The 23,895-nt window shown below is 59.9% G+C and carries 21 protein-coding genes; 3 read left to right on the top strand and 18 right to left on the bottom strand.

What is annotated here, in order from left to right; translation table 11 throughout:
* Window position 1 precedes the first annotated feature (1 nt).
* From B0E42_RS07895 to B0E42_RS07855, 9 genes are all read right to left on the bottom strand, one after another.
* Window positions 2-688: a hypothetical protein gene (locus B0E42_RS07895; RefSeq protein ID WP_077506161.1), complete on the bottom strand. Its 687-nt coding sequence runs from the start codon at window positions 686-688 to the stop codon at window positions 2-4.
* Window positions 689-1,041: 353 nt separating this feature from the next.
* Window positions 1,042-1,377, bottom strand: coding sequence for a hypothetical protein (locus B0E42_RS07890; RefSeq protein ID WP_053179023.1), 336 nt, complete (start codon window positions 1,375-1,377; stop codon window positions 1,042-1,044).
* A 328-nt stretch (window positions 1,378-1,705) separates the two neighbouring features.
* Window positions 1,706-2,461, bottom strand: a complete 756-nt coding sequence (locus B0E42_RS07885; RefSeq protein WP_053179025.1) for an ABC transporter ATP-binding protein — start codon at window positions 2,459-2,461, stop codon at window positions 1,706-1,708.
* Window positions 2,455-3,516, bottom strand: coding sequence for an iron ABC transporter permease (locus B0E42_RS07880; protein WP_077506160.1), 1,062 nt, complete (start codon window positions 3,514-3,516; stop codon window positions 2,455-2,457). Before B0E42_RS07880 ends, B0E42_RS07885 begins: the two co-directional genes overlap by 7 nt.
* Entirely contained in the window at window positions 3,513-4,697 is a 1,185-nt protein-coding gene (locus tag B0E42_RS07875) for an ABC transporter substrate-binding protein (RefSeq protein ID WP_077506159.1), read from the bottom strand. Before B0E42_RS07875 ends, B0E42_RS07880 begins: the two co-directional genes overlap by 4 nt.
* Window positions 4,698-4,761: 64 nt before the next feature.
* Window positions 4,762-7,173, bottom strand: a complete 2,412-nt coding sequence (locus tag B0E42_RS07870) for a TonB-dependent receptor (protein ID WP_077506158.1) — start codon at window positions 7,171-7,173, stop codon at window positions 4,762-4,764.
* Between the two features lie 99 nt (window positions 7,174-7,272).
* Window positions 7,273-8,250 (bottom strand): FecR domain-containing protein, encoded by a 978-nt coding sequence (locus B0E42_RS07865; RefSeq protein ID WP_077506157.1) that lies wholly within the window; start codon window positions 8,248-8,250, stop codon window positions 7,273-7,275.
* Window positions 8,251-8,766 (bottom strand): sigma-70 family RNA polymerase sigma factor, encoded by a 516-nt coding sequence (locus B0E42_RS07860; protein ID WP_018600473.1) that lies wholly within the window; start codon window positions 8,764-8,766, stop codon window positions 8,251-8,253.
* A gap of 85 nt (window positions 8,767-8,851) precedes the next feature.
* Entirely contained in the window at window positions 8,852-10,078 is a 1,227-nt protein-coding gene (locus tag B0E42_RS07855) for an MFS transporter (RefSeq protein WP_077506156.1), read from the bottom strand.
* Between the two features lie 245 nt (window positions 10,079-10,323).
* Between B0E42_RS07855 and B0E42_RS07850 the strand changes: the two genes are divergently transcribed.
* Entirely contained in the window at window positions 10,324-12,540 is a 2,217-nt protein-coding gene (locus B0E42_RS07850) for a TonB-dependent siderophore receptor (RefSeq protein ID WP_077506155.1), read from the top strand.
* Window positions 12,541-12,596: 56 nt separating this feature from the next.
* Here the strand turns inward: B0E42_RS07850 and B0E42_RS07845 are convergent, their stop codons facing one another.
* The 6 genes from B0E42_RS07845 to B0E42_RS07820 all read right to left on the bottom strand — a co-directional run bounded on the left by B0E42_RS07845 (window position 12,597) and on the right by B0E42_RS07820 (window position 18,885).
* A complete protein-coding gene (locus B0E42_RS07845; RefSeq protein WP_077506154.1) occupies window positions 12,597-13,520 on the bottom strand; it encodes a fumarylacetoacetate hydrolase in 924 nt (307 codons plus the stop codon).
* Complete coding sequence (locus B0E42_RS07840) at window positions 13,520-14,785, bottom strand: MFS transporter (RefSeq protein ID WP_018600481.1); 1,266 nt, start codon at window positions 14,783-14,785, stop codon at window positions 13,520-13,522. Before B0E42_RS07840 ends, B0E42_RS07845 begins: the two co-directional genes overlap by 1 nt.
* A 131-nt stretch (window positions 14,786-14,916) precedes the next feature.
* On the bottom strand, window positions 14,917-15,966 hold the full coding sequence (locus B0E42_RS07835) for a type III polyketide synthase (RefSeq protein ID WP_077506153.1): 1,050 nt from the start codon (window positions 15,964-15,966) through the stop codon (window positions 14,917-14,919).
* Between the two features lie 157 nt (window positions 15,967-16,123).
* Window positions 16,124-16,564, bottom strand: a complete 441-nt coding sequence (locus tag B0E42_RS07830) for a Zn-ribbon domain-containing OB-fold protein (protein WP_018600485.1) — start codon at window positions 16,562-16,564, stop codon at window positions 16,124-16,126.
* 10 nt (window positions 16,565-16,574) lie between these two features.
* Window positions 16,575-17,771 (bottom strand): thiolase family protein, encoded by a 1,197-nt coding sequence (locus tag B0E42_RS07825; RefSeq protein WP_024618313.1) that lies wholly within the window; start codon window positions 17,769-17,771, stop codon window positions 16,575-16,577.
* Window positions 17,772-17,802: 31 nt separating this feature from the next.
* Window positions 17,803-18,885 (bottom strand): hydroxymethylglutaryl-CoA synthase, encoded by a 1,083-nt coding sequence (locus B0E42_RS07820; protein WP_053187538.1) that lies wholly within the window; start codon window positions 18,883-18,885, stop codon window positions 17,803-17,805.
* Window positions 18,886-19,304: 419 nt separating this feature from the next.
* On the opposite strand from B0E42_RS07820, the gene B0E42_RS07815 reads away from it, so the two are divergent.
* The gene (locus tag B0E42_RS07815) at window positions 19,305-19,931 is read left to right on the top strand and encodes a TetR/AcrR family transcriptional regulator (protein WP_018600489.1); all 627 of its coding nucleotides are present in this window, start codon (window positions 19,305-19,307) and stop codon (window positions 19,929-19,931) included.
* A 19-nt stretch (window positions 19,932-19,950) separates the two neighbouring features.
* Here B0E42_RS07815 and B0E42_RS07810 read toward each other — a convergent pair whose 3' ends face one another.
* Window positions 19,951-20,832 carry a DAPG hydrolase family protein gene (locus tag B0E42_RS07810; RefSeq protein WP_077506152.1) on the bottom strand — a complete coding sequence of 294 codons (882 nt, stop codon included), beginning with the start codon at window positions 20,830-20,832 and terminating at the stop codon, window positions 19,951-19,953.
* A gap of 148 nt (window positions 20,833-20,980) precedes the next feature.
* Here B0E42_RS07810 and B0E42_RS07805 point away from each other — a divergent pair, with 148 nt between their 5' ends.
* Complete coding sequence (locus tag B0E42_RS07805) at window positions 20,981-21,658, top strand: TetR/AcrR family transcriptional regulator (protein WP_053187546.1); 678 nt, start codon at window positions 20,981-20,983, stop codon at window positions 21,656-21,658.
* 91 nt (window positions 21,659-21,749) lie between these two features.
* Here the strand turns inward: B0E42_RS07805 and B0E42_RS07800 are convergent, their stop codons facing one another.
* Window positions 21,750-21,968 carry a 4-oxalocrotonate tautomerase family protein gene (locus B0E42_RS07800; RefSeq protein WP_003200762.1) on the bottom strand — a complete coding sequence of 73 codons (219 nt, stop codon included), beginning with the start codon at window positions 21,966-21,968 and terminating at the stop codon, window positions 21,750-21,752.
* A gap of 138 nt (window positions 21,969-22,106) precedes the next feature.
* Window positions 22,107-23,891, bottom strand: coding sequence for an IlvD/Edd family dehydratase (locus tag B0E42_RS07795; protein WP_077506151.1), 1,785 nt, complete (start codon window positions 23,889-23,891; stop codon window positions 22,107-22,109).
* Between the last annotated feature and the right edge of the window lie 4 nt (window positions 23,892-23,895).

Genomic DNA, 23,895 nt, shown 5'->3' with positions numbered 1-23,895 from the left:
TCTATCCCCTGCAATTGTCGGCACGGCCACGAATCCACGACCAGTCGGCGATGCTGCCGGCATAGTGGTTGGGCGGGTTATGGCCGGACTGGAAAGTGCCATCGAGGCTGAGCTGCCCTCGTTGTTCCTGGGTGGCGGGACGAAACGCCAAGGCCCCGCCCTGGATACGCACCGGCCCGACGCTGGATTTGCGCAAGGTCACGGGGGTGGCGGTGGCCATGACGGTGTAGCGGTCGATCAGGTTCGTGGCGTAGTAGAAACTCACTTGGGCCGTCAACGCGTTGCTGCTGTCGGGTTTGTAGGGATCGAGCAGTTCCACGGTCACTTGCAGGTCCGGCAGCAGGGGTTGTTGATAACGGCTAATCACGCTGGTGGTAGGGCTCTGCCAGCGGATCAGGTCGCCGCGATAGGCTTGCGCGCTGTCCTCGCTGTCCTCGTGTGTGCCCTCGACATTGAAGTCGGCGAGCACGTGCGACGTGTTCGGCGGGGCGCAGAAAAAGGCCCCCAGGCTGCCCCGTACCCGCCGGCCATCGCTGGCCAGGTCAAAGGTGGCGGTAGGTGTTTCGGCCGTCATGCTCAACCCGGTCAGGCCTGCGCTGCCCATGGACAGTTCGGCGTTCACCCGGGCCTCGCGGCTATCGACAATCAGCAGGAACACTACTGGGCCGACCTGGCGGCTGACGTTCATACCGGGCAGCAGTATCGGCCCGGGCAGGCAGGGTGCCGGGATCGCCGAAGAGGTGGAGGAAGAGGGCGCAAGGTCGGCGCAACCCGAGTTTTGGGCTGCACCCTCGGCGCTGGAAAAGGTTTGCCCGTACCCGTCAGGCGAAGCCTTTGGCGCAAGTCTGCCGGTGGTGAGAACCCACAGTGTTGTTGCCAGGATCGCGCCCAATGTTACCCAGAAAATCCGGGTATAAAGCATCCGATGCTTTGTCACGCGAGGGTACCGTCCATGTCCCGTACTGCGTTAAATGAAGCCGGCGCATGACGTCCGCGTCCGCCGGCTTCAAGGATGGGTTCTGGTGACAGAGCCCGTGCGGGTCAGGAAAGGCTGAATGTGCCGATGTTGGTGCCGTTGAAAGGCGTCTCGGAACCGCTGTCGACGATGCTGCCAGTGAACAGGATGGTGAACGCCGAACCGACGATTTGCAGCGTTACCTTGGCGCCCGCACGCAGGATTACCGGCCCGGCAGAGGCGTCGGCGGAGAGCGTTTGCGTTGAGGCGGTGTTGTTGACCTGGGTGGCCCACAGCAGGTTGTTCTGGTAGCTGAACGTGACCTTGGTGGTGTCGTTGGCATCACCGTTGTATGTGGCCACGGAGTTGCAGTTGATGGTCAGAGGGGTGGTGACGGTATTTACCGAAGTGAAGGCGTTCATTTTGAATATCCTTTTCGTGTGGTGGTCATGATTCAGGGAGCTGAATCGAGTGAGAGTCTAGGCGCGCTTCTTCGCCTGTAAAGGAAGGTCTTGAACGTGATGAGACGCATTTTTTGGTCAATTTTTGCGATCGAAGCGGGGCTTTTTTACAGTCCAACTTGCTGTAATTTAATGATTTTTTTACTTTCAAAAAGATGAGGCACAATGCCTTTAATAGCGTTTTGTTAGCATTCTTAGGCCGAAACAGTCATTCACTCAGGCCTTGGGCCAGGCCTGTACGGAAAGTAATGCCGTGGCAACGGCTGTGCACGGCGAAAGCAGATTGTGCTCAAACGATATCGTCGATCAGGATGTGGTGCTGTCCGCGGCTGCATCGTTCGATCCGCGCCTCGACCTTGTAGACCTTGCGCAGCATCGACTCGGTAATCACCTCCGCGCTCGGGCCGCTGCCCTGGGCGGTACCGTCGGCAATCACCAGTACCTGGTCGGCAAAGCGCAGCGCCTGGTTCAGGTCATGGATGGCGATGAACACAATGACTTCGCGCTTGCGCGCCAGGGCCCGCATGAAGCCCAGCACCTGGACCTGCCGGTGCATGTCCAGGGCGCTGGTCGGTTCATCCATCAGCAGGATTTCCGGTTCGCGCACCAAGGTCTGGGCGATCGACACCAGTTGTTGCTGCCCGCCACTGAGTTCGCCGAGGTTGCGGAACGACAATTCGGTGATGCCCAGCGCGGCGAGAATGTCGTCCACCAACTTCAGTTCATCGTCATGGACGGCCCAGCCCGGCGTGAGTTGTTTGCGCGCCAGCAGGACCGATTCGTACACCGTCAACCGGGCGCTGGCGTTCAAGCCCTGAGGCATGTAGCTAATGCCTTGCGGCCCCTTTTTCGAACCCTGCAAGAGGACCTGTCCGGGGCCTTCGATCAATCCGGCCATGCGTTTGAACAAGGTGGATTTGCCCGCCGCGTTGGGGCCGATCACCGCCACCACCTGACCGCCGACAAAGGCTGCCGTGGTCACACCGTGAATGATCGTGCGCTGGCCGTAGCGGGCACCGAGGTTCTCCAGCTGGATCGTCACCATGAGTTTTTCTTCCCGCCGAGGATCAAGGATATGAAGAAGGGCACGCCGATCAGCGACGTGACCACGCCGATGGGGAAAATGGCGCCGGGGATCAGGGTTTTGCTGATCACCGAACTGGCGGACAGAATCAATGCACCGGTCAACAAAGACGCTGGCAGGAAGAACCGTTGGTCTTCACCGATCAGCATGCGCGCGATGTGCGGGCCGACCAGCCCGATGAAGCCGATGGTGCCGACAAACGCTACCGGGAACGAGGCGAGCAGGCTGACCATGATCAGCGTCTGGAAGCGCAGGCTGCGCACGTTGATGCCGAAACTCGCGGCCTTGTCATCCCCCATGCGCAGTGCGGTCAAGGCCCAGGCGCGCCGGGCGAAAATCGGCAGGGTGACCAGGATCACCAGGCAGATCACCCCGAGCTTGGGCCAGGTGGCTTTGGTCAGGCTGCCCATCGTCCAGAACACCACGGCGGCCACGGCTTGTTCGGTGGCGAAGAATTGCACCAGTGCCAACAGCGCGTTGAAGGTGAACACCAGGGCGATGCCGAGCAGGACGATGGTCTCGGCGCTGACACCGCGGCGCAGGCTCAGGAAGTGGATCAGCAAGGCCGACAACATGGCCATGATGAACGCGTTCACCGGCACCATGTACTGTGCCACCAGCGGGAACAACGCCACGCCAAACGCCAGTCCCATGGCTGCACCGAAACTGGCGGCGGCGGAAATGCCCAGGGTGAACGGGCTGGCCAGCGGGTTGTTGAGGATCGTCTGCATCTGCGCGCCGGCCAGCGACAACGCGGCGCCGACCGCAACGGCCATCAGCGCCACGGGCAAGCGGATGTCCCACATCACCACACGCACCTGGGGCGATGCGCTGGCTGGCGAAAACAGTGCGCCGAGCACTTCGTCGAGGCTGTAGCGCGCCGGCCCGAGGGCCAGGTCGAGCAGGACGCTGCAGATCAGCAGCAGCGCGAGCCCACCGAGGATGAGGCGCTTGCGCAGCACCAGGCGCCGGTAGGTGTCGCGTTGCATCACCAGGGTTTCGTTCAGCGAAGTCATGGCTTGCCCTCGGCCGGGCGCAGGCTGACGGCGTAGCCCTGCTCATAAGGGACCGGCAAGAACTGCTCATGCAATTGGCGGAACGCGGCATCCGGATCCAGGTCGGTAAACAACGACGGGTGAAACCATTTGGCCAATTGTTGGATGGCCACGAACTGATAGGGGCTGTTGTAGAACTGGTGCCAAATGGCATGGAAAGCCTGGTCGTCCTGGGCCTTGATGCCGGCGTAGGCCGGTCGCTGGGTGTACCACGCCAGTTTTTTCCTGGCTTGGGCCATGTCCGCGCCCGGGCCGACGCCGACCCAATGGCCACCGGGGGCAAAGGCTTCCCAGTTGGCACTGGTGATCACCACCTGCGCCGGGTTGGCGACCACCACTTGCTCGGCATTCAACTGGCCGAACGTGGTGGGGATGATGCCTTTGGCGATGTTGTCGCCCCCGGCCATTTCGACGAACAGGCCGAAGTTCTCGTTGCCAAAACTCAGGCAGCAATCATCGGTGTAACCGCCGATGCGCTCGATGAAGACCTTTGGCCGGGCAGGGTGGCGCGCTTCAATGACGTCGGTGACACGTCGAATCTGCTGGTTGCGAAACTCGATGAAGGCTTCGGCACGGGCTTGCTTGCCGAACAGTTGACCGAACAGGCGCATGGTCGGCTCGGTGTTCTGCATCGGGTTGTTGCGAAAGTCGACGTAGACCACCGGGATGCCCAAGGCGTCGAGCTTCTCGATGTAGCGCGCATCCTCGGTGGCGTGCTGGGCTTCGATATTGAGGATGATCACATCCGGACGCTGGGAGATCGCCTGCTCGATGTCAAAGGTGCCGTCCTCGAACCCGCCGAAGGTCGGAATCCTGGCGATGGCGGGAAATGCGCGCAGGTAGGCGCTGTAGGTGTCCGGATCGGACTGGATCAGGTCCTTGCGCCAACCGACGATGCGTTCGATGGGGTTTTGTGTGTCCAGCGCCGCGACCAGGTACAGCTGGCGGCCTTCGCCGAGGATCACCCGCCGGACCGGGAGGTGGACCTTGACCTGGCGCCCGAGCAGGTCGGTCACGCTGCCCAGGGCTGGATCCGCCTCGGCGGCGACAGCGTTGCGTGGCGCCAGGGAAAGCAACGACAAGCCGAGCCACCCGGCGAACAGCAGGGTGGCGAGCGTGTGATGACGCAAAACGGTAACCATGGTTCAGGCCTTTACAGAAGCCGACCGGGACAACGGCGCAAACCGCCAGCCCGGCCCGCGGGTTTCAGAAATCAACGGTGGCGGACAACAGCAGCGTGCGCGGTGCGCCTTGGGAAAACGCACCATAGGAGGCGACCCCTGACCAGTAGGCGCGGTCAAACACGTTCTGCACCGTGGCGCGAAAAGTCGTGGGCCGCTCGGCGATGCGCGTGGCATAGCGGGCGCCGACATCGAAGCGGGTCCAGGCATCCAGTGCCTGGGTGTTGGCCTGGTCGACGTACTGGCTGGCGGTGTAGATCGCGCCGCTGGTCAGCGTCAGCCCTTCAATGCCCGGGGTGTCCCACTCGGCCCAGAGGTTGGCCTGGACCTTGGGGACGCCCACCGGTGTGTTGCCGCGGTTGGCGGCCACGCCGGTGCGGGTCAGCTCCCCATCGAGCAGCGTCACGCCACCGAGCAGGCGCGTGCCTCGGGCCACCTCGCCGGACAGGTTCAGTTCCACGCCACGATTGCGTTGCTGGGCCTGGACCGAAAACACCCTGTTCGACAATTCACCGCTGGGCTTCTTGATCTGGAACAGCGCCAGCGTGGCCATGAAACGGTCGTAGTCGAGCTTGATTCCGATCTCCTGCTGGCGGGAGATGTAGGGTGAGAAAACCTCATCCGCGTTGGTTGCAGCGGACGGCGCAATGTCGCCCTTGCTCAGGCCTTCGATGTAGTTGTAGTACAGCGCGACATGTTCCCAGGGCTTGGCAACGATACCGAACAGCGGCGTGGTTTTGCTTTTGTCGTAGGACGGGATGGCAACGGTGGTGTTGAAGTTTTCCGACTGGACGTTCTGCCTGCGCAGCCCGAGGGTGACTTGCAGGCGCTCATCGAGCACCGACAGGGTGTCGGCCAGGGCGACGCCTGACAATTGGCTCTCGGAGACTTTCGGTGTGTTGGGTTCGGCGAGGTTGGGCCGGGGCCGGTCGATCGGGTGATAGATGTTCGAGAGGATGACGGGGCCGGAAATAATGCCCCGGGACAACTCGTCGCGATAACGGCTGACTTGCAGCACCGCGCGGTGGCTGACCGGCCCGGTGTCGAAGCCCAGGCGCGCGCCGGCGTCGACGGTGTAGCGCCGGACCTTGAATTGGTAATAGCCGGGATCTGATGACGTGTCGCCGGCTGCGTTGATGATGGTTGGGGTCTGGTCGGACATGCGCTCGACCTCGGATTTTCCGCCACCGGCGTGGGCAAACAGCGTCAGTTGGTCGCTGAGGTCATATTCGCCACTCAGCAACGCCGACTTGTCCCGGGCTTGGGAGCGGCCCCAATCCTGGCTGACACTGGTCCGGCCGTTGGCGGCCGATGGAATCTGCACGCCGGGGGCGATCCTGAAGGGCCGTGATGCGGCGTCGAACGCTTCCTTTTGATTGATCAGGTCCAGGCTCGTGCGCAGACGATCCCCTTGGTAATCCAGGGAGATGGCGCCGGTGCCGACCTCTCGGGACTGCTTGTCGATGGCCGTGTCACCCTGTTGGAGGCTGCTGTTGATCCTGATCCCGAACCGGCGCTCCTCACCAAAACGCCGGCTGACGTCGAGGTGGCCGCCCAGTTGCGAGTCCATGGCATAGCGGCTGGTGAATCGGGTCAGGTCCTCGTCGAGGGCGCGCTTGGGGACCACGTTGATCACGCCGCCCACGGCGCTGTTGGGCGACATGCCATACAGCAGGGCGGCGGGGCCCTTGACCAGTTCGATGCGCTCGGCGTAATCGGTGAACACCCGGTAATTGGACGCCACGCCATACACGCCGTCGAACGCCAACTCGCCGAGATTACCTTCCCCCAGCGGAAAACCGCGGATGAAGAACGAGTCGACGATGCCGCCCGCCTGGCCAGTGGCGCGCACCGAAGCATCGCGCTCCAGCAAATCGCCCACGGTGACCGCCTGTTGATCCTTGATCATTGTCGAGGTGTAGCTGCTGACGCTGAAAGGCGCGTCCATCACATCGGTGTTGCCCAGCAGGCCAAGGCGTGCGCCGCGGGCGACCTGGCCGTCGGAGTAGGTGGGCGGCAGGCCGGTATTGCGTCTGCCGGCGGCATCGACGCTGATCGTCGGCAAGGACACCTGGCGCAGCACCAGTGTGTAACTACCATCGTCACGCGCAACCATCTCCACGCCGCTGTCGGCCAGCAGGCGCGTGAGTGCTTGCGCTGCGGTGTAGGTGCCGGAAAGTCCCGTGCTGACCAGGCCTTCGGTGATCGACGGCTGGAACGACAAGGCAATGCCGGCGGCCAGCGCAAAGCTCGACAGGGCGGCGCCGAGCGGCCCGGGGGCGATGTCATAGGTTCGGGGGGCGACGGCTTCCAGTTGCACAGGCACGGCGGCCAAGGCGAACGATCCGATGAGCGTGTTCAAGGCAAGGCTCAACAGCACACTGCGAATGACGGGCTTGGACGGACGATCCGGACGCAGGGGCCGTGCAACGAGCATGGATGGATGACCCTATGGACGAGATGAAATGGTTATTCCTTTCTTTGCCAGTCGAGATCAAAAAAAGTATCACCTGCGCAGCAACTATTTTCTGTGGGGTCAGGCTGGGGTGAGCGTCAGCCAGTAACCGCTCAAGTGGCCGGTGACGAGAACCGGGTAGGTCTGGACCAGCATGTTGAGCGTGCGCTGGGTGTCGCTGATAGGAAACGCACCGGAAACACGCAGCTCGGCGATGGCCGGGTCACAGCGCACGAAGCCTCGGCGATAGCGCGCCAGCTCGGCGACGAAATCCGCCAGGCGCATCTTGTCGGCCATCAGCATGCCCTGGGTCCAGGCGCCGACGTTACGATCTGTCGGGGTCAACCGGCCAAAGGCCTGGGACGAGAAGTCAGTGCGCTGCCCGGCGTTGACGATGATCGGCGCCGCCTGGCGCGCATCGGCCAATTCAATCCGCACAGCGCCTTCGAGTACCGCCAGATGGGTGCGCGATTGCAGTTCGCGAACGGTGAACCGCGTGCCCAAGGCATGCATCCGACCCTCGCGGGTACTGACCAGGAAGGGGCGGGCCTGTGGCGAAGCATCCGGTGCGGTCTGGACCAGGATTTCCCCTTCGCGCACCTGGATGAGCCGCTGCTGGGTGTCGAACAGGACGTCGATGGCCGTGCCGGTATTGAGGGTGATGTGAGAACCGTCGGCCAGGGTCAACTCACGACGCTCACCAACAGCGGTGCGGTAGTCGGCGGACCATTGCTGCGATTGCGCCAGTTTCCAGCTGCCCCAACCGGCGGGAACGACTGCCAGCAGCAACGCCAGTTTGCCGAGGGCCGTGCGCCGTTCGGGGCTGCTTGGGCGATCCAGCGCCGACATCGCCAACGAGCGTGGCAAACCGCCGAGCTTGTTTTGCAACATCTGCGCGCGGGACCAGGCCCGGCCGCGCTCGGGGCTGCTGACTCGCCAGCACTCCCATTCGGCTCGCTCGCTGTCGCTGAGCTCGCGTTCACTCAAGCGCATCAGCCACTCGGCGGCCTCTTCGAGGACCTTGGGGTCGAGCGGTGGCTCATGGCGACGGGTGAGCATTCAGTCCACCAGCATCAGGCATTGCACGAACGCCTGCTTCATGTAGCGTTTGACCGTGATCAGCGAGACGTTCAACTGCTGGGCGATGTCGTCGTATTTCAGGCCGCCGATCTGCGACAGCAGGAATGCCCGTTTGACCGGCGCAGGGAGGGTGTCGAGCATGGCGTCGATGTCGTGCAGGGTTTCCAGCACGAGGAAACGCAATTCGGGGGACGGCACTTCCTGGGCTGGCAAATGCGCGAGCGCCTCCAGGTAGGCACGTTCCAGTGCCTTGCGCTGATACCAGTTGACGAGGATGCCCTTGGCCACGCAGCTCAGGTAGGCCCGGGGTTGGTCAATGGCGGTGACTTGCGAGGCCAGAATGCGCGTGAAGGTGTCTTGCGCCAGGTCCGCCGCATCCATGGCGTTGCCCAGCTTTTTCTTCAGCGTGGCGTACAGCCAACCGTGATGACCAGCGTACAGCGCTTCGATCACGCGCAGATGATTGTCGTTGTTCGCGGGCAGGGTTTCGCTCATGGCTGCAGCTTTTTGCAATTGAGAAGTATTCCCAATGCTAATGGACAACTTGCCCGCGACGCAAGCGGCATTCAGCAACCCTGTTTCAGCTACGCGGACGGCTCGCGGGCCCGTAACGCAATGCAATGACGGGGATCAGCGCCAGCACATAGGCCAGGCAAACGAACAGGTAGGTGTATTGCAACCCGTAGACCTGGCTGAGCAACCCACCGATCGAAATGCCCGCGATCGAAGCGAATTGCGTGGTGCCCTGGGCAATGCCCAGCACGTGGCCTTGTCGCGAGCTGTCGGCGGATTCCGAAATGAGGGCCATCAGCACTGGCGTGGTGGCACCCAGCAGCACCCCCCAGATGAAGTAGGCCATGACAAATACGATGGCGTTGCGCGTGACCCCCGCGAGGGCGGTCAGGGCGATACAGCCGAGCACGATGAAGAGGATGCGCTGCAAGGTTTGCTGTTGGGTACGGTGCTCGAAATAACGCGACCAGGCCGTGGCCGACAGAATGAAACCCAGCGCCAGCAAGCCGTAGCACAGGCCGACGAGCGAGTTGCTGACGTCGAATACCGCGCTCACATACAAGGCGAATGACGTTTGCGGCAGCATCCGCGCCAACAACAGAATGCCCATGACGCACAACAATGACCGCAACGGTGATCCTTGCCAGGGGCTGTCGGTACGGCTCGTCGCGGCCGGGGCCTGGCTGGCCGGGACTTTCTTCACGGGCGGCACATCCGGCAAGGTCACGGCGGCCACCACCGTGCACACTGCGCATAACGCCGAGGCGGTGAGGTTGATCCAGAAGAACGTCGCGTAGTCGAGGATCAGCCCCCCGACTACTGCGCCGAGCAATGAGCCGACATTGGTGGATATTTGCAGAATCGCGAACAGCCGCGCCCGCCGCGATGGGGCTTCGATACTGACGCCGTAGGCCTGCGCCGGGGCGATGTACCCGGCAAAGGCGCCCTGCAAGAAGCGCAGGACCAGAATGACCCAGATATCGCTGCACAGCGCCAGCCCGAGCTGGGTCAGCGACAAGCCTGCCAGGGCGCGGATCATCATCCACTTATGGCCGTAGCGATCACCGATACGGCCCCAGAAGGCACTGGTCAGCATGATGCCCAGCATCGGCCCGACATACACGGCAATGCTGGCGAAGCTGAAAACCGACGCCGAGGACGTCAGCCCGCGCAGGTGAACCGGCCAGAATGGTCCGCTCATTTCCATCGCGCCCATGGAGATGAGCTGGATCGCGAACAGAAGATAAATCAGGACTCTGACGTTCGAACCCTGGACGACACCTGTGTGGAACATGATCAGCCTCGGTGGTTAAACGCCAGCAAGCGGGTAGGGCAGCGTGTGCTGCAGGCGATGACAGGGTCGGCAAGATGCCCGGCTGCACGAGAGGTTGCAAGGTGTCGATACCGCTGCAGCGTCGGTATGCGTGAGTGCTTTGGCGCAGCCTGAAAAAATAAACCCTGGGAGGTGATACTTTTCCGCAGGTCGACTGGCAATAGGAGTGATTACCATTTTCTCTCGTTGGAAAGGATCCTTAAGCCATGTCTGTTGCAAGTCGACCTTGTGGTGAGTCTGCGTTATCCGTCGCGATTCGTACCGCCACGCTGAGTTTCGTTCTGGTCGCAGGAAGCGCCACCGCCTGGGCGGCAACCCCCGAGCAGGAGCCCGCCGCCGATAAAATCTCGAACGCTGCGGTGGTCGGCAACGGGCAAGGCTTGACCCTCGATGCGACCACTATCACCGGTACCGACAACAGCCCAGGTGCACTGCCACCCGTGTTGGCCGGTGGTCAAGTGGCGCGCGGCGCACGCTTGGGGATGATGGGCAACAAGGACGTGATGGACACGCCGTTCAGCGTGACCAGCTACACCGCCAAGACCCTGGCCGACCTGCAAACCGTGACCGTGGCCGATGCCTTGCAGCGAGACCCTTCGGTGCGCTCGACGGGCCAGGTGGGCGGCATCGTCGACTCGTTTTTCATTCGTGGTTTTCCAATCGGCGAGGGTAACCTCGGCGAGCTGGCCTACGATGGCGTATACGGCGTGGCGCCCAACTACCGGGTGTTTACCGACTACGCCGAACGGGTCGAAGTGCTCAAGGGACCGGGCGCGCTGATGTATGGCATGTCGCCGAACAGCGGGGTGGGTGGGGTGATCAATATCGTTCCCAAGCGGCCGTTGGACGAAGACCTGACGCGCTTTACTGGCAGTTATGCGTCTGATTCCTACGTGGGCGGACACCTGGACGTCAGCCGTCGATTCGGCTCGGAAAACCAGTTCGGGGTGCGCTTCAACGGCAGCCTCCAGGGCGGCGACACGGCCGTCGATGACCAGGAACGCGAACTCAACATCGGCGCGATCGCCTTCGATTATCGCGGCGAGCGTTTGCGTTTGAACCTCGATTTCATCAGCCAGAAAGAAAGTTTCGAAGGCGCCTCACGGCCGTTCAACTCCAATGTTGAGATTCCGTCAGCCCCTGACGGTCGCACCAACGCGTCGCAAAAATGGGGTTGGTCGGATACCAAGGAGCAGTCGGCCTTGCTCGGTGGTGAATACGACCTGACGGACGCGGTCACGGTGTTTGCCCACGCCGGTGGCGGCCGGTCGGACGTCAAGCGGATGTCAGACCAGGTGCCACGAATACTCAACAGTGCCGGCGATATCGTCAACAGGCCGGGATATTACAAATTCAACGTGGATCGCTCGACAGCCGACGTGGGGGTACGCGGGATATTTGATACCGGTCCTATCACCCACACGACCACGCTGATGGCGACCACTTATCAGGATGAGCTGTCCCGGGGCATCAACAACGGGCCGAATGTCTCTTCGAACATTTATCACCCGGTGGACGCGCCCAAGCCAGCCATCAATGCGCCCAGGGTGCTGCGCGTATCCGAGTCGCAGTTGTCCGGCTTCGCATTGACCGACACCTTGTCGGCATTGGATGACCGTGTCCAACTGACCCTGGGGTTGCGTCGGCAGAACGTCAAGTCGGAAAATTACAACACCGCCGTTTTCACTCCGTCTTACGACAAAAGCAAAACCACGCCGATGTTCGGTATCGTCGTCAAACCCTGGGAAGACGTATCGCTCTACTACAACTATGTCGAGGGTCTGAGTAAGGGTGACGCTGCGCCAGCTAACGCGACCAATTCCGGGCAAATGTTCGCACCTTATGTATCCAAGCAACACGAGATGGGCGTCAAGTACGAGCACGGCACCTTCATGACCACCCTGGCACTGTTCCAGATCGAGAAGCCCAGTGGCGAGATCGACGCGAACAATGTCTTCTCGGTGCAGGCCGAACAGCGCAACCGTGGCGTGGAACTGAGCGTATTCGGCGAAGTGGCCCCCGGCACACGCCTGATGGGCGGAGTCACACTGCTCGACGGCGAACTGACGGATTCCGCCACCGCGGCCAACCGTGGCAATAAACCGGTGGGCGTGCCTGAGGTACAAGCCAACCTGTGGGCGGAATGGGACACCCCGTGGATGGAGGGCTTTACTCTCACCAGTGGTGCGATTTATACCGGCAGCCAATACGTGAACCAGGCCAATACCCAGGAGCTGGATGCCTGGACTCGCTTTGATGCGGGGGCTCGCTACGCCACCAAGATCGAAGGTCGGCCTACGACTTTCCGAGCCACGGTTCAAAACGTCTTTGATCGCGAATACTGGTCGGGTGTCGCCTCGTATGGGGCGTTCTCTCCCGGTTCTCCGCGCACATTGCAGCTGTCGGCCACGGTCGATTTTTAAGAAGCAGGCAAGGGTGGCTCAAACCAAGGGCCACCCCCCTCGTTTATAGCGATCGATCAGAACTTTTTCGGCACAGGCAGGGGCCGGTCGATACCGTCACGGTCAGCAGCGCGTCGCGCAGGCAAGGGCACCAGCGAAACCAATTCCTCTTCGACGATTTGATTGCTCATGGCCAATTCCAGCTCGGGGCAGTCAATGCTGAGCCAGTCACCGTGCTGGAGCGGCACATTCGCGGTGCGATGGCTCAAGCTGTGAAACACGTAATGAACCAGCCCAGGCTCGAGAAACTGCTCATGTTTCTCCAGGAACTCCTCTGAGTATCGGCGCAAACTCTGCCAGCGATGCAAACTCATCCGGTGGTGACTTGCCGTCAAGGGTTGGCCGTCGCGTTCTATCTGGACATTGATGGCCAAGTCAGCCTGCAGTTCCCCCACGATTAATGCCGGGGCAATCGCACAGGTACGCAAGTGCGCATGCGTTGAAGAAATGGCGTCACGACTGTGCAATACATGATCGTGAATATCGTTGCCCAGGGTAAAACCAATGAAGCGCAGCGCACCAAACGGGTCGACCCAATAAAGGCAGACAATGCACGGTTCGCTACTGATGCTTTGCGAATGATAAGGCACCTGCAAAGGGTCGCCGTCGGTCTTGAGCAGTCGGCCGTTACCTTTGTAATACCAGGCTTGTTCTGTCTTGGCGGTACAGAGGGTGATTTCGCTGATCTGGACCAATAAGTTGTTATCGGGTTTGAGCGGTGGTCGGTATTTCACCGCCGCAGGCGTAAGCGGGTAGGGTCTGGACGGTAGGTCCTTGAGATAGGACTCCCAGTCCATATTCCGATCCGCGCAATGGGCGAGGGCTTCATACAGATTTCCCTGGGGTGGACGCACCTCCCGGCTTTGCCCGGACTTGAAGTCAAATACGCCAAGGCCTCCTCGCGGCACTGGAGAGTCCAGCAACATTACATAATGGGTCATCACTTATCCTCCAGGGTCAAGCGTGCGGACAGGGGGGCGTAGTCCTTGAGTCCGTTGAACGCCGGGTTTGCCTCTTTGAGCCGTAAGGACAGCAAGCCCCCCGTGATACTTCCGGCCAGTGCCAGGAACAGAATCGCGGTGAGCCCCCACGTCATGGCGATGTAGCCGGCGACGACAGGCGCGACGCCCCCTCCAAGAATCTCTCCGCAGCCCACCACCAGGCCCGTCGCGGTGGCCAATAGACTGGGCGGCACTGATTCGCTGGTCAGTGGACCGACCGTCATGCAGATCAGGCTGAAGTTGATAAAGGACAAGAAAAATAATTGAAGGAACAGTAGCCAGGGCAACGGTGGGCTGATGATCAATAAACCCACCAACAGCGCGCTGATCATGAAACAGATGGAAACCACGGGCTTGCGACCCAGTTGGTCGGACAAGCCGGGAATGACCAACTGGCCAAAAAAACCACCCAGGCCAATTGCAGAAATGATCATGGCCATGGAGAAATTGCTCAGGTGCAGAATGTCTGTCAGGTAGCTGGGGAGCAGGGCACACAGAACGAACTGGCACGTCAGTATGCAAAGCATCAAGGCAATATTGAGCCGCACATTCCCGCTGGACAGGGCCGTCCTCCACTGACTTTTGGAGGTGCGTGCAATCGACACCGCGCTGGGCGCCTGGGTCGGTTGGTAGGTTCTATAGAGGTACCAGGCCACTAACAGGCCGGGTAACGAAATGATGGCGAACACGGCGCGCCAGGATCCGAATATTTCCAGCAAGACGCCCGCCAGCAGCGGTCCGAGGCACAGGCCGATGATGGGGAACAAGGCCTGTTGAATCCCTAGATTGAGTCCGCGCCGGGAAGGCTGCGAGACTTCATCGGTGACAATGATACTGACTGGAGTGAAGGCACCTTCGCAGACGCCCATCAAGGCGCGCAAGAGCACCAGGCCCATCAGGCTGGTGATCAATGCAGACGCACCGGCCAGGAGCGATAGCAGGGTGATCGACAGCACCAGCAACTTCTTGGGGCCCAGTACCCTGATGGCGGCGCCCATGAACAGGGCAGAGCCTCCCCATGCAAATGCCAGGATAGCCGACAACATGCTCAAGTCCTGATAGTCCAGGGCCAAGTCACGCATGATCACCGGGAACAGCGGCATGATAATGAACCTGTCCAGTCCTACCAGCCCGAAGCTCAGCGACAGAAGCGTGATCATGCGTCTTTCATAGCCGCCCCAAGGTCGAGCGACCAGATATTTCATCTCCATGTTCCTTCCCCTTCTTTCCCTAGTGCTTTCGAAGCCCTCTCGAGCAAGGTGAACGCCTGCGATCGATACGCCTGCAGCCAGGGGCAGGTGTGCCCCTGGCTGGGTGCCGGTGTTTTACGGGGCTGTCAGGCGACCCACTTGCCCACGGCCATTTCCGCGGTGAAACCGGGGCCGAAGGCCGCCAGCATGCCCGTCGCGCCATCGACAAGCCCGCTGTCAAACTGGCGCTTGAGCACATCGAAGACCACCACGCTGGCGATGTTCCCGGCTTCGCTCAAGCTGTCGCGAGACTGCGCGACCCGACCGGGATGCAGGTCCAGTTGCAGGACCAGTTCATCAAGAATTTTCCGTCCGCCGGTATGGAAGATGAAAAAGTCATTTTGGGCGCAATGTTGATTGAAGGTCTCGTAGTTCAATTCCTCCATCATCGGTGCGACATCTTTAATGGAGTTCATGACGGCTTTGTCCAAGGTAAAGTGAAAGCCACTGTCCTTAACGTCGTATTTGATGTAGTGCTCGCTATCAGGCAGGAAGTAAGACCCGGTCTTGGCGATCTTGAAACCAGGTGCCTGGTCATCGGCGCGCATGACGCAGGCCGATACGGCATCGCCGAATAACGCCGCCGATATGAACGCGTGCAACTTGGTGTCCTGGGGTTGATAGCAGAGCGATGAGAACTCCAGGGAGACGATGAGGACATGGTTGTCCGGCGCCCGGCTGGCAAAATCATTGGCTCGATTGATCGCCGCAGCGCCTGCCACGCAGCCCAATTGAGCGATGGGCAGTTGTACGGTCGACGTTCGCAGGCCCAGGTCATTGATCAGGTGGGCCGTCAGCGAAGGCATCATGAAGCCGGTGCACGATGTCACCGCGACCATGCGAATGTCGTCGGTGGTCAGCCCGGCATTCTCAATGGCTTGGCGCGCCGCGATGGACGACATGCGGCGGGCTTCGCGCTCATAAACGATGCTGCGATGGGTAAAGCCGGTATGCACCGCCAGTTCATCGATAGGCAGGACCAAGTGCCGTTCGTTTACCTGTGTGTTTTGAATCATTCGTTTGGCAAGTGCCATTCGTGGATGATCATCATGCAACTGCTCCAGATGCTCGATCATTTGTTGCTGGGTGATCTTGTATTGCGGAAACAACAGACTGGGTTTGCAAAGAGTAGACATGACAAGTCCTCGGCTAGAAGCCAATAAAGTTAGAAGCACATTTAAGGCAATGACTGCAAAGCAGGACTCTGAAAGACAGAATCAAAGCAGCGGGCTGGGAGGCCAAAAACTTGACTGTTGTTATCGAAAGAGCGGGGTGTAGCGGACGCCTTGTTGGTTATTTCACCAAGACAAACTTATAGGCATATTGCCAGGCCAAGTTGCTTTCCCGGACATGTTTGCGAATAACCATGCGCACGGGCGCACCGCTGACGACTTGCCGGGGATCGATGACATCAACGATTTCCGAGGCAATCACCAGGCCATCATCCAGGCGCACCATCGCCATGAAACGGGGCACGGTTTCGCCATAGCCCATGGCCGCCAGTATCGGATTCTCGGCATGAGCGCTGACTTGGATCGTGCCGGTGCGTGCGCAGCGATACGGTTCCACATTCAACGAATTGCACGCGCCACACACTGTGCGCCGGGGGAAGAAGATCTCGTCGCAATCCTGGCAACGGCTGCCTTCGAGACGGTATTTGCCGCCGTGCTCACGCCATTCGCGCAACATGCTGGCAGTGGTCATGCGGTGAATCTGTTCAGGGTAAAGGGACATGGTCGGCTCCTTAATCGTTGGAAAGCACAATGACACTGTTGTGCGCGGCGTAACCGCCCAGGTTTTGCGAGACGCCAATACGAGCGCCTTTGACTTGGTTGTTGGACTCGCCGCGAAGCTGTCGGAACAACTCAGTAATGTGCAAAATCCCATCGCAACCGGAGGCGTGGCCGCGCCCGATGTTGCCGCCGTCAGTGTTCAGGGGAAGTTGCCCATCAAGGGCTATGCCGCCTTCCAATACGAAGTCGCCTGCCTGGCCTGGACCACATACGCCCATGGACTCCATTTGAATCAGCCCGGCGCCCAGCAAGTCGTAGACTTGCGCCACATCGATATCCTTTGCAGTGATACCGGCTTTTTTGTAGGCGATTTCGGCGCAGGCTATCGAGTTGGCGGAAACCGCCATGCCTACATCTTTTGGCAGCCCCGGAAATTGCAGCGTCGGGTTGTGATAGCGCGTCCCGAAATAGTGCGATACGCCGGTGTAGGCACAGCCACGGATAAATACCGGTTGGGTCGTGTAACGGTGCGCAAGGTGTTCGGCCACCAGGATGGCGCAACCGCTGGCTTCACCCCAGGCCAGCATCGAGCCACAGGCTTCGCTACTCTTGAGTGCTTCGAGGGACGGAATCGGCACGCCATAGCGGGTAGCCGTGGGGGTGTTATGGGCATAGATACGCATCTGCCGCCCAAACGTCGCCAATACATCCGCTTCGCGTCCTGCATAACCGAACTTTTCAAAATACTCGGCGGTCGCCAGGGCGAAGGCGTCTGTGTGTGAGATGCCGAGAAAATAATCGTATTCACATTCAGTGCTGGAGCCGATGTACTCGGCGTAGTTGATGTGGTCGGTCATTTTTTCAAAGCCGCCGCACAGAACGATGTCGTATTCACCTGAGGCGACCATTTGGTGGGCCATCTGGAAAGACACCGAGCTGCTGGTGCAGTTGGCAGTACTCATGAACGTGGGGGCAGGGCTGATACCCAGGGCATCGGAAATGGTCGGGCCCAGGCCTCCGTACTCAGAAATGCCTTCACCGTGGTAGCCATAGGCAACTGCCTGAAGTTCGCGGGGATGCATCTTGATGGCGTTGAGTGCTTGGTAGGCGGACTCGACGATCATCTCCTTGAAGGTCTGACGAACTCTGGAACTGCCCGGTTTAGGGGTATAGGCAGCCGAAACGATAGCAACGCGTCGTGCGCTCATAAAAAAGTGCTCCTTGCTGGATGGATTGGAATCAGAGATAGGCCGTCAGGGCATAGTCGGGCCGCAAGTATTTGAACTCGTACTTGATCGACGTCCCGTAATCCACGTAGTACTTATCCTCCAGCAGCGTGCGCAGCGGAACGTTGGTCTTTTGATAGGCTTCGATGGCATCGGTGACGGTCAAGGCAATGGCATCGCTGCCCGCACCAAACCCATAGGAAACCACCAGGATTCTTTCACCGGGACGCGCTTGATCGAGGACGTTGACCAAACCCAGCAAAGGGCTTGCTGCCCCGGCATCACCGACATTCTGGGCATAGATGCCAGGTTCGATTTGCGCCGTCGTGAAGCCCAGGTGCTTGCCGAGAGAGTAGGGGGTTGAGACCAGGTTTTGCTGGAAGACGACATAATCGAAATCAGCAGCCTGCGCATGGATCTTGGCCATCAATCCCGAGGCAGCACGGCGAGTCTGGTCTTCAAGGCCGATGCTGTTCTTGTCCGAGCCCAGTCCCATTCCCGACCGGATATAGCGGTCCCCTTGAGGCCTGATGTTGTCAGCGACATCCGCCGCGCAGGAAAAACTTGCGTCAAAGTACGCGATCACATTTTCTGTACCCAACAGCAGGGCCGCGGCGCCCGCTCCGGCGTAGGACTCTGTCAAATCACCGGGGGCGGTGTTGCGGTTGATCGTATCGGCGCCCACCGCCAACGCGTTGCCCACCATGCCCGATGCTACCAAGGCGTATGCGATCTGAAGGGCGCTGGTGCCTGATTTGCCGGCAAACTGCACGTCTGCACAGAAGGCGTCGTAGCCGCAGCCGAGCATTTCCAGGATGATCGCCGCCGAGGCCCGGGAGTCATAAGGATTGGTGCAGGTGCCAAGATAAAGCGCTTCAAGGGAACAAGGCGGCGCTTTGTCCAGCGCGCGTTGCGCGGCTAGCACGCCCAAGGTGATGACGTCTTCATCAGGTTGCAGCACAGCCCTTTCAAGGATGCCCAATTGACCCTTTACCAAGCTCAAATCGGTGTTTTTCCACACCTGGATCACGTCGTCCACCTTGAGCCGGCAGACCGGGATGCCCGCGCCATAGCTCACAATTCCTACTTTATTCATGTGTACTTCCTCCAGATTCCGTTCTTTCACCTGCTGGCAGAACGCCGTGACAGGTGCATGAAATATTTAGAAACTATCTATTGGTGCTCGCAAAGTGATAAATGGCGGTCCCATGCCTCATAAATCGGCAGGTCCAAGCGACAGAACCTACCGGTCAACCTATGAACAATAGGCTTGTTTTCGTACAATCATTATGTATGATACGAAACGTACCGTATCGTTAAGGTAGCGTTAAAAATTTATGACTTTCCTTCTCGTATCTCCCTATATAGAGGTAATAAGCGCTCAAGAGACCCCCTGCTAAGCAGAAGCTGAGATCAAATAAACATACAAAACGAAACGATCCGTTTCATTGCTTTTCGAGAGAATCCTATACCCTGAGTCTCTTTTGTCAAGCGCCATATTGGAGATTTTGATTTATGGCCCGTAAACCATCTCGGAGCTCCATTGGCTCATTGAGGAGCCCTCACACGCACAAAGCGATCATCATTTCTGCCATAGAAACCCTCAAGGAGTGCGGTTACTCGGGGCTGAGCATCGAGGCGGTGGCCCGTCGCGCTGGCGCGAGCAAACCGACAATCTACCGGTGGTGGGGTAACAAGGCAGCCTTGATCGCCGAGGTCTACGAGAGTGAAAGCGAGCAGATTCGCAAAGAGCCTGATAAAGGCTCTTTCAAGGAGAACCTCAATTTCTTGCTGCTCAATCTCTGGAAGGTCTGGCGAGAAACCATTTGCGGGGAGGCTTTTCGGTGTGTCATCGCTGAGGCGCAACTCGATCCCTGCACGCTGCCCAAACTGAAAGATGAATTCATGGAGCGACGTAGGGAGTTGCCTCGCAAGCTGGTGGAAAATGCTATTCAGCAGGGCGAGTTGCCCAAGGACACGTCGCGTGAATTGCTCCTGGACATGATCTTTGGGTTTTGCTGGTACCGGCTTTTGACTGAGCAGTTGGAGGTGGAAGCAGATATCAATGAGTTCACGACACTGCTGCTGAACGGGGCAATGCGCTCGACTTCGGCGGCGGTTCAAGATGCCGCCGAAGCCTGATTATCGGGAGGGGTTGCGCTTATTTCGTGCCGCTGAATCGTGCATGAAGGCTCGGCAGGATGCTGGCCAGGTGGTTGAACTCACACAAGTCATGCACGGCAAATTCATAAGCCAGGGTTTCCAGCTCCACTTCTCCCAGGCCGTTTTCTTCCAGTAGCCGAGCGGCTCGCTCGGCGCCTGGAAAACGCTGCATGGCAGGGTGGCTGCCGACCCAGTAGCGGCTCGTCAGGTACAAACCCTCCGGACACTCCTTGAACAAGTGCGCCATCAGCGACACCGGCACTTGCGGTTCGTGGGCCAGGCTCATCAAGGCGCTGACGCTGCCGTCTATTTTGGATTCGCGGTACAGATCCGGACAGAAGCCCAGCTCGCAGGGGGCCCTGAAATCAATGTGCAGGTGCATGAGACGGTCACCGACGTACTCAGAGGCGCAAAAGGTATTGCCGTACAAGCGCTCCTCGAAGCTCAGGGTATCGTCCAGGAGCCGCTCGTGATGAACGCAGGGGTTTTCCACATGGGCATAAGGAAACCACAGGGTGTAGCGTTCAGCCTCCAGTGGATGCCACATGAACCACCACTTGAGCATTTCAGCGGTGCAGTTGGGGAAAAACTTGCGACTTTGCACGTAGGCCATCGGCCCAGGCAGCAGGGCGTATCCGGCCTCTTCACTAATGAAATCAGCGGCGAGCATGCGGTTAAGGTCTTCAACGCTGGGCGTCAAGGTGTCAGCCAAGGGCATGGGGCCTTGCTGTATTTTTTCGACGGCACTGAGCGGCACGCTGATCTTCGAGCGGAAAAAGTCGGCGTAGGGTTTGCCTTGGATGGCCCGCTGATTGGCCAGGAACTGCTTCTGCATTGGCAATGAGAAGTAGGTGAAAGGTGTCATTACGCGCGCTTCCATGACGGTATTTCCTTGGTAGTGCGTGAAAAGCCCGCAGCATCGGCTGCGAAGTCCTCGCGCGGTGTTGTAAAGGGACAATGACGGGACCAAAATAGGTAGGCCAAAATAAAAAGTCAAATTTGAATTAGAACTATAAAGAGATGAGCTCATGGACAATGCCATTGGCAAGCCTTCCCTGCCTCGTGCTTCGCGACTCGATGGGCAGGCAACGCGGTTGCAGATTCTGGAAAAGGCGGGTGAGTTGTTTGCCGAACAAGGGTTGGCCAACACCACCAGCAAGCAGATTTGCGAACGTTCGCAAGCCAACAGCGCGGCGGTGAATTATCACTTCGTAAACAAAGAGGGCCTGTACCGCGCGGTATTGCTCGAAGCCCACGCTCGGTTGGTGCGCATGGAAACGCTGGTTTCGCTTAACGAGCGGCCAGGGTCGCCGCAAGACAAATTACGTGCCCTCATCACCGTGTTGGTCGAGCGCCTGCACGACCATCCGGATGGTTGGGCGCTGAAAGTGCTCACGCGCGAAGTGCTTTCGCCTTCTCCCGAGTTTGAGGTGGTACTCAAGGAGCAGTCGTTTCCCAAGGCGCACATACTGCGTGGCTTGTTGGGGCAAATCATGAACTTGCCAGCGGATCACCCGACAACCTTGCGCAGCGCCATCAGCGTCTTCGCCCCCTGTCTTTTTTTGCTTATCGCCCATCAGCCGTTAAAGCAGCATGTACTGCAAGGCTTGAATCTCGAGCCGCAGGGTTTGATCGACCACATGATGAGCTATGCCCTTGGTGGGCTCCAGGCAGTGGCGGCGACTGCGCACGACGCTGCAAACTGACGGTCCATGGTTATTGGGGGCTACCGATGGCGACGCGTGCCGTCACAGTCGCCAACGGGGAGCGCGATGCATCGTTGATGCTCCACAGGCGCTATTGTCCTTTGGCAGGCAGCCCCATCTTCGCCAGCGTCAGCGTTTCATCCGCGCGCCCCCATCCGCCGTCTGCCACCTCTTCGACCAGCACCATGGTGAACGGACGGACGCCCTCGCCGAAGTACTCGACGAACATTTCTGTGGTGCGATGGATGATCTCTTCTTTGCGAGCGTGGTCCAGGATCCCTTCGGGGAATTTGTAGTTGGCAAATGGCATGGATCGACTCCGTGGGTGTGAGAAAGATGCGGCAGGGCGAAGGCCCCTGGCGCGCATCTTTCTCCTTTGCGCCCTTGGAATAAATCCCTCTGGGTTGGCATCAGCATTCGACGTACGTGAACAATCGGCCGTCTGGACTCAGTGCGAATGACGCGGCTCACCACTGCGAGCGATCACCCGCAGATGCAACGTCGCCGGCTCCAGGCAGCCCCCGGTGGACAGTTGCCCCACCAGTTGCCGGTACAACTCCTGCCAGGGCGTTTGCGAAGGCGGGATATTCGGCGTCCACGCGAGTCGGCGCCGGGCCATCTCTTCGTCGTCGATCAGCAGGTTCACGGTGCGTGTGTTCAGGTCCACTTTCAGCCGGTCATTGGTTTTCAGCAACGCCAGGCCGCCGCCCACGGCCGCTTCCGGGGACATGTTGAGGATCGACGGGCTCGCCGAGGTGCCGCTCTGGCGGCCGTCGCCCAGGCAAGGCAGGGAGTCGATGCCTTGCTTGATCAGTGCCGCCGGCGGGGCCATGTTCACCACTTCGGCACTGCCGGGGTAGCCCACGGTGCCGACACCGCGAATGACCAGGATGCAGCGCTCGTCGATGTCCAGCGCCGGGTCGTCGATCCGCGCGTGGTAGTCCTCCGGTCCTTCGAACACGATGGCCCGGGCTTCAAAGCTATTCTCGGCACCGGGCTCGGACAGGTAGGTCTTGCGAAACGCCTCGCCCACCACCGACATCTTCATGATCGCGCTGTCGAAGAAATTGCCGCTGAGCACGATGAAACCAGCGCGGTGCTTGAGTGGGGTGTCGAAGGGGTGAATCACATCGGCGTTGCTGGTCAGGCTGTTGCTGACGATTTCGCCGATGGTCTTGCCGCTGACCGTGGCGCAGCCTTCGTGCAGGCGTCCGGCTTTTTGCAGTTCATACATGACCGCTGGCACGCCGCCGGCCCGATGGAAGCCTTCACCCAGGTACTTGCCTGCCGGCATACAATTGACCAGCAGCGGCACGTCTTCGCCAATCCGTTGCCAGTCGTCCAGGCTCAGCTCGACGCCCATGTGTCGGGCGATGGCGATCAGGTGTGGCGGGCAATTGCTCGAAGCGCCGAGTGCCGAGGCGACGGCGATGGCGTTCTCGAAGGCCTGGCGGGTCATGATCTGCGACGGGCGTATGTCTTGCAGCACCAGTTCGCAGATGCGCTTGCCGGTGGCGTAGGCCATTTGCCCGCGCTCGCGATAGGGCGCCGGGATGCTCGCACAACCGGGCAACGACATGCCCAGGGCTTCGGCCAGGGCGTTCATCGACAAGGCGGTGCCCATGGTGTTGCAGTGACCCACCGACGGCGATGCCGCGGTGGTCATTTCCATGAAGCCTTCGTAGTCGATCTCGCCGGCGGCCATCAGGTTGCGCGCATGCCAGAGCACGGTGCCGGAGCCGATCAGTTCGCCCTTGTGGTGACCGTCGAGCATCGGCCCGCCGGACAGGACAATGGCCGGCAGGTCGGTGGTTGCCGCCGCCATCAGGCAGGCCGGGGTGGTCTTGTCGCAGCCGGTGGTGAGCACCACGCCATCCAATGGATAGCCATGAAGAATCTCCACCAGCCCCAGGTAGGCCAGGTTGCGGTCCAGCGCGGCAGTGGGGCGGCGCGACTGTTCGGCGATCGGGTGCACCGGGAATTCCATGGGAATGCCGCCGGCATCACGAATACCGGCCTTGACCCGTTGGGCCAGTTCCAGGTGATGGCGGTTACAGGGGGTCAGGTCGCTGCCGGTCTGGGCGATGCCGATGATCGGGCGTCCCGATTGCAGCTCTTCGCGGGTCATCCCGTAGTTCATGTAGCGTTCGACGTACAGGGCGGTCATGTCCGCGTGGGCCGGGTCATTGAACCATTGCTCGCTGCGCAGGCGGCGTTTTGACGTGTCACTCATGATT

Source organism: Pseudomonas sp. A25(2017) (assembly GCF_002001065.1).
GTDB classification, from domain to species: Bacteria; Pseudomonadota; Gammaproteobacteria; order Pseudomonadales; family Pseudomonadaceae; genus Aquipseudomonas; species Aquipseudomonas kilonensis.
This window is presented reverse-complemented; position numbering and strand designations above follow the sequence as displayed.